The sequence below is a fragment of the Clostridioides sp. ES-W-0018-02 genome (genome assembly GCF_020658175.1).
Taxonomy (GTDB): Bacteria; Bacillota; Clostridia; order Peptostreptococcales; family Peptostreptococcaceae; genus Clostridioides.
In genome coordinates, this window is the sequence record NZ_JACVVY010000026.1 from 1 (window position 1) to 9,440 (window position 9,440).

Here is a 9,440-nt window from a genome sequence, read left to right on the forward strand (position 1 = left end):
ATCAAACTCTCAAATAAAAGTTTATCAGGCTCAGATACTATTGTTATCTAAATATCTGGCTTTATGGTTTGTTTCTTGTTTTTATAAATTAACCTACTGTTTAATTTTCAAAGTTCATTTTTCATGTCTGCCCTTTTCTTAAGGACAAGTAATACTATATCAGCTTTATTTGTCTAAGTCAATATAATTTTTTATTTTTTTTTAGATTTTTAATTTTTCTATGTTTTATCAGCTTAACTCTCAGAAATTAATAATAAACAAAAGTCTCTATTTCATAGGACTAATATATATTTTATGCCCAATTTTCCTTTTTATTCTATATTTAAATTTTTTATTTGTAGCAATACACATTTTTTTAAAATTAATTTACATTTCTTTCACTTGTAATTTTTGTAATCTTGTATTAGATTATTATTAAAAAATGATTTATCAATAATTTGATTGAGAACGACATTTTTACACATCAAAATATTATATAAATACTATGCTACATTTTAGGAGGATTTTATTATGAGCAAGAAAGTATTAATCATGTCTGCTTCTACAGGTGGTGGACATAATAGAGCGGCTCTAGCTATTAAAGAAGAACTTACATCCAAAACAATTGATGGAGAGCCAGTTGAGTGCGAAATAATAGACAGTTTGAAATTAGTCAATAACATAATGGATAAAATAATTTCAAGAGGATATGAAAAATCCGCCATATATACACCCAAAGCATATGGAAGTGTATATAGATTATCTGAAACAAACCTTTTATCGAAAAATGAATTTAAAGATAATCTAATCATTACATTTATGGCAAAAAAATTTAAAAAACTCATTAAAAACACTAAGCCAGATTTAATTATAGGTACACATCCTTTTCCAATGATTGCTCTAAGTACATTGAAAAAAAATTTTAACTTACATAATAATGAAATAAATGCTTCTACTGATCATTTTTATAAGCATCATACAAGTACTATTAATGTTCCTCCACTTATTTCTGTACTAACTGATTATACTACTCATTCCACATGGATACAAAATGAGATTGACTACTATATTGTTGGTCATGAGTATGTAAAGGAATTATTAGTATTTGATGGAGTCGAGCCTAGCAAAATTAGAACATTTGGAATCCCTGTTGAAAAATCATTCCATTCTCATAGAGATAAAAAAATTGTTCTTTCTGAACTAAATTTATCTCCTGATAAATTAACTGTTTTACTTATGGGTGGCAGTTTTGGAGCTGGGAATATAAAAGAAACTCTTGATGAGTTATTAGATACAGATAGAGATTTTCAGATACTCGTAATAACTGGTAGAAATGAAAGTTTAAAAGAGAAAATTGAAAAAAAACTTGTATCTCGTTATCATGACAAAAATGTATGTGTACTTGGATACACTAATAAAATGAATGATATTTTAGCTTCTATCGATGTTTTAGTCAGTAAGCCTGGTGGACTTACTACAACTGAAGCACTATTAAAAGATGTACCCATGATAGTTCCATATTATATCCCTGGACAAGAAGAAGAAAATCTTGATTTCTTATCCAATTGTGGTGCAGCACTTAGAACTACAAAGAAATATAATTTATCAATATTATTAAAAGTTTTAATAGATGACTCTAGTAGGCTAGAAATGTTAAAGAAAAATATAAAATCTATAAGAAAGTCAAATTCAGCCCAAAACATAGCTAATTTAGTATTAAGTATAATTTCTGATTAATAAAATAAATAAAATCCCTATAGTATACCTATTAGGGATTTTTTATCTTCTAATTATTTAATTGCTAGATTGGTTCATAAAAATCTTCTTCATAATCATACTGATAGTTTTTATAGTTATTTCTGAATTCAGTATTTTTATTTTTTGGAGTTTTCTTAGTTTTTTTCTTGTTAGAAAAACTGATCTCCTCAAAATCATCATATTTAGGCTTGTCTTTTGATTTCATTTTTTTAATTCTTTTTTCTTTCATTGCATTATGTTCTTCTAAGTTCATAATTGGTTTCATGTTGCACCCCTATCAAAATTTTTAAATGATTTATACAACAAATTATACAATACAGAAGAGATTTATTCAATAAATCTAAATCAAAATTAATCTGAATTTAACTCCAAAAAATTACAAAAATCGAGGTAGTAACCTCGATTTTTATATTTCTCTTCTGCCTTCCAATGCTTTCGATATTGTAACTTCATCTGCATATTCTAAATCGCCTCCAACAGGAAGACCATGAGCTATCCTAGTAACTTTGATTCCCATTGGCTTTACTAATCTTGCAATATACATAGCTGTAGCTTCTCCTTCAATAGTAGGATTTGTAGCCATTATTATTTCTCTTACATCTTGATTACCAAGCCTTTGTATAAGCTCTTTTATTTTTAGCATATCTGGTCCAATACCATCCATTGGAGAAATAACCCCATTTAATACATGATATTGCCCTTTAAACTCTCTTATTCTCTCCATAGCTGCAACATCTCTCGGATCTTCTACCACACATATAGTACTAGAATCCCTATTCTTATTTGAGCACATACTACATGGGTCTGTATCTGTTATATTGCAACAAATTGAACAATACTTTATCTCTCTTTTTGCGTCTATAATTGCCTTAGATAAAGCCTCCACATCATTAGTATTCATATTAATAATATGAAAAGCCAACCTTTGAGCAGTCTTTCTTCCAACTCCTGGAAGCTTTGAAAATTCTTCTATTAGTCTCGTTATCGGACCTGTATAAACTTGCATAAATATCACCTACTAGAATAACCCTGGTATATTCATACCTCCAGTTACCTTACTCATTTGATTTGCTTGTATATCATCAATATTTCTCAATGCTTGATTTACTGCACTTAAAACTAAATCCTGTAACATTTCTATATCGTCTGGATCAACAACTTCTGGTTTAATAGTTATATCTAAAACTTCTTTTTTACCATTAACTTTTACAGTAACTGCTCCTCCACCAACTGAAGCTTCTACTTCTTTATTTTCTAACTCTTGTTGAGCTTTTTGCATGTTTTCTTGCATCTTTTGAGCCTGTTTTAATAAATTATTCATATTTCCACCACCAGGCATCATTCCGCCTCCAAAACCTTTTTTAGCCATAAACACTATTCCTCCTAAACTTATTTTCATTTTATTATTATATCATAATAGTATTTTATTATTTACTTTCATTTTCATCAATACTATCTTTTATTTCTAGTATATCTTCGTTTACTATGTTCTTTAGTATCTCTTCACCAATGTCTTTTTTTTCTTTAACTTCAAGATTTATATCTTTGACTTCTGATGACAATACTATTTTTACACTAAAGCTTCTATTTAAAACTTCTCTTATAGTCTTCTCTAGATAATTTATTGTATCTGGGGAGCTTAATCTAGTTTTTGCAAAATCAAATTTATCATCAAATATTACATATAACATGCTAGAATATACATTAAAACTTTTTACCTCACTTAAAAGAGCGTATATTGGCATTTTTTTATCTTTTTTAATTTGTTTAAGTATATTTTTCCATGATGATTCTATAAGTAGAACATCTTCATTTTTTACATCTTCATAAACTATACTTTCTTTTTTTGAATCTATTTCTCTATTATCCTCATATTCCTTTTCTTTACCACTATCATTATTTGTAATTTTAAAGCTACCCATTTCAATCATTTTTTCCAAATTCTCAACCCTTTTAATAAGAGCTTCTTTACTTTCATCAAACATTGGCTGAGCAATCTTCATTATAGTTATTTCTACTAAGACTCTTGGATTTGAAGATGATTTTATATCATCTTGAGTTGTTGACAGTATATTTAAAATTCTTATTAAATCATTCATATCTATGTCCTCAGATTGAGATTTAAGTTGCTCTATAGTTTCTTCTGGTAATGAGATTATTTCATCTAATTCTGATGATACTTTGCAAACCATTAAATTTCTAAAATGGTCTATTAAATCATTTATAAGGTTTCTTATATCTTTACCCCATAAAACAAATTCATTTAATATTTCAAGAGATTTTTTAGTATCTTGTGCTACAATACATTGAGACAACTCAAATAATTGTTCTATATTCACGCTTCCCATCAACTCAACAACATCTTTATAGTCTACTGTATTTTCTCCAAATGATATACACTGATCTAATATGCTAAGAGCATCTCTAAGTGCTCCTTGAGAGTTTCTAGATATCAGATTAAGAGCTTTTTCATCTATGTCAATTCCTTCATCTTCACAAATTTTTTTCATCCTAAGAGTCATATCTTTAACAGTAACTCTTTTAAAATCGTATCTTTGGCAACGTGATAAAATAGTTGCAGGTATCTTATGAGGTTCCGTAGTAGCTAATATAAAGATTACATATGAGGGAGGTTCTTCTAATGTCTTTAACAATGCATTAAAAGCTCCTTGAGACAACATATGAACCTCATCTATTATATATACTTTATATTTAGCATTAGCTGGAGAATATTTTACACTTTCTCTAAGCTCTCTTATATCATCTACACTATTATTTGATGCTGCATCTATTTCTACAACATCCATTGTATTATCTTTTAATATTGATTCACATATTTCACACTCATTACAAGGTTCTTCATTCAATTTATTTAAACAATTTACCGCTCTTGAAAAAATTTTTGCAGTAGATGTCTTTCCAGTACCTCTTGTACCACAAAACAAATAGGCATGTCCTATATTATCACTGTATATTTGATTTTTTAAAGTCTTAATAATATGTTCTTGACCAACAACATCATCAAATCTTTGTGGCCTATATGCTCTATATAATGCTTTATGCATCTTTTTACCTCTCTTTAGTAAAATTAATAAAAAAATCCCTCATTATCTAAGGGATTAGTCTTTTATATATTAAATGCTGTACACCATCTATCGACTTAATTCCATAGGCGTTACCAAAACAGTTAGCTCAACTTAGGCACCCCCGCGGCACACAAAAGTGATCACTTACCGCTGCTTCCTTCCGGATCTGACGGGGTTCATGAGCTTTCATTGCGCAGGACCTAAGCATCAACACCACTTATTCAGGGCGGCCCTACAAAAAATAAGCCTTTAGATGGAATTCAATCCTGCTATAGCGGATTGCAGGTTACAGGGCACCGCTACCTCCCCATCTAGTACAGCAAAATTACAACCATATTTAATTACTTTTATTTATTGTTTCTGGCGGAGAGAGTGGGATTTGAACCCACGATACAGTTTTACCCATATACTCGCTTTCCAGGCGAGCGCCTTCGACCACTCGACCACCTCTCCTTAATCTCTTTTTCTTAATGCCTTAAAAAATTCTTGCAATATGATCGAGCATTCTTCTTGCAAAACATCAAAAGCCACTTTTACATTATTATTATCAAAATAATCTAATTTAAACTCATGCTGTTTCTCTATATATGAATTTTTTATATGTCTTGTCCCTATTATAAGCTTTTTTATTCTAGAATTAACTATTGCACCACTACACATTATACAAGGCTCTAGTGTAACATACAAATCACAATCTGTCAATCTCCATCCACCTAATTTTTCTGATGCTTGCTTTATCGCTAAAATTTCTGCATGAGCTGTAGAATCTTTCAATGTTTCTGTAAGGTTATGAGCCCTTGCTATTATCTGATTATCTTTAACTATAACAGCACCTATTGGTGTTTCTCTCTTATTATATGCTTTATATGCTTCTTTTAATGCTTCTTTCATATAAAATGAACTTTCCATAATTCCTCCCAAAACTTATAACAAACTTATCTTATCATAATTCATTTTATAATTCAACTTAATTTTATTTTGTTTATTTAATATATTGCTATACATAGCTACATTTAATTTAAATTAACCTAAAAAAATTTTTTCAACGTCTAATTAAATGTTGATTTATGAAAATATTTAGCTTTTTATGATGAATATTCTATTATATATATTAACATAAAAAGTTATGAAATTATTAAATCTCATAACTTTTTCTAATTTACTATTTACTTACAGTATATTTTTAATCTTAAAATATATTATCAATTATATAATATTAATACACAATTATTTTATAACATCAACACCCATATAAGGTCTTAATTCTTCTGGAACCACTACAGAGCCATCTGCTTGTTGATAATTTTCTAATATAGCAGCTAAACATCTTCCTATAGCCAATCCAGAACCATTTAATGTATGAACATATTCTGCTTTTGATTTTTTATCCCTTTTAAATCTTATTCCCGCTCTTCTTGCTTGGAAATCTTCAAAGTTTGAACAAGAAGATATTTCTACATATCTATTATAACTTGGCATCCAAACTTCTAAATCATATTTAAAAGCAGCTGTAAATCCTAAGTCTCCTGTACATATTCTTACAACTCTATATGGAAGACCTAACATTTGTAACATAGTTTCAGCATCATGAGTTAATGATTCTAATTCCTTATAAGAATCCTCTGGTTTAACAAATTTAACTAATTCAACTTTATTGAATTGATGCTGTCTAACTAAACCTCTTGTGTCTCTTCCTGCTGAACCAGCTTCAGATCTAAAGCAAGGAGTATATGCACAATATTTTATTGGAAGTTCTGCAACATCTAATATCTCATTAGCATGTATATTTGTCACAGGTACTTCAGCTGTTGGTATTAAGAAATACTCTAGCCCTTCTATTTTAAACATATCTTCCTCAAATTTAGGAAGTTGACCAGTGCCTATAAAACTATTTCTATTAGCCATAAATGGAGGTAAAACTTCTGTATATCCATGTTTAGCTGTATGAGTATTTAAGAAGAAATTCATTAAAGATCTTTCTAATCTAGCACCTAATCCTCTATATAAAGTAAATCTTGAACCAGTTATTTTTCCAGCTGTTTCAAAGTCTAATATCCCTAAACCAGTTCCTATATCCCAGTGAGCTTTATGTTCAAAATCAAATTTTGTAGGTTCTCCCCAAGTTCTTACTTGAACATTATCTTCATCTGTTTCACCTTGTGGCACATCTGGATGAGGTACATTTGGAATTCTCATCAATGCATATTCCATTTTTCCTTCAACTTCTTTTACTTTCTCATCAATACCTTTTATCTTGTCTGATAATTCTTTTAATCTTGCTTTTTCCTCTTCTACATCTTTTCCTTCTTTTATTAATTGTGGTATCTTTTTAGAGTTTACATTTAATTCATTTTTCATAACTTCAACTTCTTGAAGTATCTCTCTTCTTTTATTATCTAATTCCACTACAGCATCAAGGTCGAATTCTTTTTCGCCTCTTATTTCCATAGCTTTTTTAATATCATCTAAATTTTCTCTTATTCTTTTAATATCTAACATATTAATTCCTCCTAATAATTTTTATAATATAAATTAATAATTCCAATTTAAATTAAAACATTTTTAACTGCAAATTCTTAGTTTAAACAAATTTTGAAAATAAAAAAAGACCTCCGTTTACCCTATAAAAGGGACGAAAATCTTTTATCCGCGTTGCCACCCTAATTGATTATACCCATATGTACAATCCTCTCAGACCTGTAACGTAGGTAAACGTCTAGCTTTAACTAGAAGCTCTAGAGTAGATTCAAAAACCATTGTAATGAGTTCTCACCATCCACTCATTCTCTGAATACAACCTGTTTTTTACTATTTTCTTTCAATGCTTTTAACTAATTGTTTTATTTGATAATCATTATATTATATATATTAACATCTTTCAATACTATTATTCAATTTTTTTTAGAATTTTCTTTAATTTGTTATCTTGAATTTGATTTTTTTGTTTAATTAAAATATTATCTTTTATCTAAAGAATTTAAATTACTTGTGTTATTAAACAATAATGAAGCAGGAATAAATGGAACTTCTATTTTATTTTCATCAAATTTCTTTTTAACTTTTTCCATTATATCAAAGTATACATCCCAGTAATCATCAGTTTTAACCCAAGGCCTAGCAACTATTTGCATAGTATTATTACCTATAGAGTTTAACCCTATGATTGGCTTTGGATCATCTAGTATCCTTTTTTCATTTGTAAAAATTTCATTTAATATAGATTTAACCATATCTATATCACTGTCATAAGAAATATTATACGAAAAATCTATTCTTCTTTTATTTTGATGTGTGTAATTAATTATATTATTACTTGTCAATTGAAAATTTGGTATTATTATAGTTTTATTATCTGGAGTTTTAAGAACAGTGCTAAATATTTGTATATCAGAAACTGTACCTTCCACACCTGACCCTTGAATATAATCACCTATATTGAATGGCTTAAAAAACAAAATAATCATGCCTGAACCTAGGTTTGATAATATTTCTTTAAATGCTAATCCTATACTAAATCCAGCTGCTCCTAAGACCGCTACAACTGATGTAGTTTGTATTCCTATAATACCTAAACTTATCAGTGATATGATGGATAGCATTGATATATATATACCATATACAATAAAATTATTTACACCTTTACTCATTCCATATTTAATTAGAAATTTAGAAACCATCTTTCTTACTATCTTAGCTATATAAATACCTATTATAAATATTGTTATTGCATATATAATATTTGGTATATTATCACTGAAATTATTAAGCATATTTTCTAAAGTTCTCTTCGTTATATTACTATTTGTTGAAGTAGTCTTAGCCAATGACAAAAAATTCATTTAACTCCTCCTTATGATAATATTCCACTGTCATCTAGTTTTTTTATTATATCTTCAATAGTTTTTTCTTTGAGTGCTTCAATTGTATGAATATGACTACATTCTGTTAAAACTGATAATTGTTTAAACTCATTTGTTTCAACTTTTATCATAAAATCATCTATATCCATTTTAGAATAAATATTAAGTTCCGCAGTTATTTGACCATATGTCGGATGATTTACAATAACATCTTTTACAATTCCACCCAAATCTACAATAATTCTTAGTTCTTCATAAATTTCTTGGGGATTTCTATGATTTTTACACTTTATTTGTCTGGAAAAATATGGTTGATTATATATTATATATCCTTGAGGTGTCGCTATTATTTCAAAACCTTTAGCTCTTATAAGCGCTATATCTTGTACTATTACTTGTCTGCTTACATTTAATAGCTCTGCTAGCACTCCACCTTTTACAGGATGCTTGGATTCCTTTAAAATATCTATTAATTTGTTTCTTCTTTCATTAGAATTCATATCATACCTTCTTTCTAAATCAAAACTTTTTGTCTATATTATATAATTCTATATTTTATCTTAGTATAAATCAATACAGAGTTTATATTCTGTTTAATTTTAGATTTTATAGCAAACAATAAAAAAAGACTACGTGGCTACGTCCTACTCTCCCAGGCAGTTTCCCACCAAGTACCATCAGCGCTAGAGAGCTTAACTTCTGTGTTCGGAATGGGAACAGGTGTATCCTCTCTGCTATTGTAACCACATAATCTCTA

At 28.5% G+C, this 9,440-nt stretch carries 9 protein-coding genes, 1 tRNA gene, 1 rRNA gene, 1 other RNA gene and 1 other annotated feature; of the genes, 1 reads left to right on the top strand and 11 read right to left on the bottom strand.

The genetic code is table 11. The features are described from left to right. The first annotated feature begins 510 nt into the window (after positions 1-510). Complete coding sequence (locus IC219_RS20875; protein WP_227437604.1) at positions 511-1,716, top strand: MGDG synthase family glycosyltransferase; 1,206 nt, start codon at positions 511-513, stop codon at positions 1,714-1,716. 64 nt (positions 1,717-1,780) lie between these two features. On the opposite strand, the gene IC219_RS20880 is transcribed toward IC219_RS20875, so the two are convergent. From IC219_RS20880 to rrf, 11 genes are all read right to left on the bottom strand, one after another. Beyond that, positions 1,781-2,002 carry a hypothetical protein gene (locus IC219_RS20880; RefSeq protein WP_227437601.1) on the bottom strand — a complete coding sequence of 74 codons (222 nt, stop codon included), beginning with the start codon at positions 2,000-2,002 and terminating at the stop codon, positions 1,781-1,783. A gap of 141 nt (positions 2,003-2,143) precedes the next feature. Next, complete coding sequence (gene recR / locus IC219_RS20885; protein WP_227437599.1) at positions 2,144-2,743, bottom strand: recombination mediator RecR; 600 nt, start codon at positions 2,741-2,743, stop codon at positions 2,144-2,146. 12 nt (positions 2,744-2,755) lie between these two features. Further along, the gene (locus IC219_RS20890; protein ID WP_227437598.1) at positions 2,756-3,106 is read right to left on the bottom strand and encodes a YbaB/EbfC family nucleoid-associated protein; all 351 of its coding nucleotides are present in this window, start codon (positions 3,104-3,106) and stop codon (positions 2,756-2,758) included. A gap of 58 nt (positions 3,107-3,164) precedes the next feature. After that, positions 3,165-4,802 (bottom strand): DNA polymerase III subunit gamma/tau, encoded by a 1,638-nt coding sequence (gene dnaX, locus IC219_RS20895; protein WP_227483912.1) that lies wholly within the window; start codon positions 4,800-4,802, stop codon positions 3,165-3,167. A gap of 76 nt (positions 4,803-4,878) precedes the next feature. After that, positions 4,879-5,143, bottom strand: an RNA gene (ffs, locus tag IC219_RS20900) — signal recognition particle sRNA large type. Between the two features lie 41 nt (positions 5,144-5,184). Continuing rightward, positions 5,185-5,276: transfer RNA gene (locus IC219_RS20905), tRNA-Ser, on the bottom strand. Beyond that, positions 5,277-5,732, bottom strand: a complete 456-nt coding sequence (locus IC219_RS20910) for a nucleoside deaminase (protein ID WP_227437594.1) — start codon at positions 5,730-5,732, stop codon at positions 5,277-5,279. A 318-nt stretch (positions 5,733-6,050) separates the two neighbouring features. Further along, positions 6,051-7,322 carry a serine--tRNA ligase gene (serS, locus tag IC219_RS20915; RefSeq protein WP_227483911.1) on the bottom strand — a complete coding sequence of 424 codons (1,272 nt, stop codon included), beginning with the start codon at positions 7,320-7,322 and terminating at the stop codon, positions 6,051-6,053. A 126-nt stretch (positions 7,323-7,448) separates the two neighbouring features. Continuing rightward, positions 7,449-7,654, bottom strand: a binding site (T-box leader). Between the two features lie 126 nt (positions 7,655-7,780). Further along, positions 7,781-8,662 (bottom strand): mechanosensitive ion channel family protein, encoded by an 882-nt coding sequence (locus tag IC219_RS20920; RefSeq protein WP_227437590.1) that lies wholly within the window; start codon positions 8,660-8,662, stop codon positions 7,781-7,783. A gap of 11 nt (positions 8,663-8,673) precedes the next feature. Next, positions 8,674-9,183 carry a transcription repressor NadR gene (locus IC219_RS20925; protein ID WP_227825475.1) on the bottom strand — a complete coding sequence of 170 codons (510 nt, stop codon included), beginning with the start codon at positions 9,181-9,183 and terminating at the stop codon, positions 8,674-8,676. Between the two features lie 131 nt (positions 9,184-9,314). After that, positions 9,315-9,431 (bottom strand): 5S ribosomal RNA (rrf, locus tag IC219_RS20930). Positions 9,432-9,440 lie beyond the last annotated feature (9 nt).

Bases quoted from the DNA above. Each gene is read 5' to 3' on its own strand.
- IC219_RS20875 (WP_227437604.1), top strand. From the start codon at position 511: ATGAGCAAGAAAGTATTAATCATGTCTGCTTCTACAGGTGGTGGACAT.
- IC219_RS20880 (WP_227437601.1), bottom strand. From the start codon at position 2,002: ATGAAACCAATTATGAACTTAGAAGAACATAATGCAATGAAAGAAAAA.
- recR (WP_227437599.1), bottom strand. From the start codon at position 2,743: ATGCAAGTTTATACAGGTCCGATAACGAGACTAATAGAAGAATTTTCA.
- IC219_RS20890 (WP_227437598.1), bottom strand. From the start codon at position 3,106: ATGGCTAAAAAAGGTTTTGGAGGCGGAATGATGCCTGGTGGTGGAAAT.
- dnaX (WP_227483912.1), bottom strand. From the start codon at position 4,802: ATGCATAAAGCATTATATAGAGCATATAGGCCACAAAGATTTGATGAT.
- IC219_RS20910 (WP_227437594.1), bottom strand. From the start codon at position 5,732: ATGGAAAGTTCATTTTATATGAAAGAAGCATTAAAAGAAGCATATAAA.
- serS (WP_227483911.1), bottom strand. From the start codon at position 7,322: ATGTTAGATATTAAAAGAATAAGAGAAAATTTAGATGATATTAAAAAA.
- IC219_RS20920 (WP_227437590.1), bottom strand. From the start codon at position 8,662: ATGAATTTTTTGTCATTGGCTAAGACTACTTCAACAAATAGTAATATA.
- IC219_RS20925 (WP_227825475.1), bottom strand. From the start codon at position 9,183: ATGAATTCTAATGAAAGAAGAAACAAATTAATAGATATTTTAAAGGAA.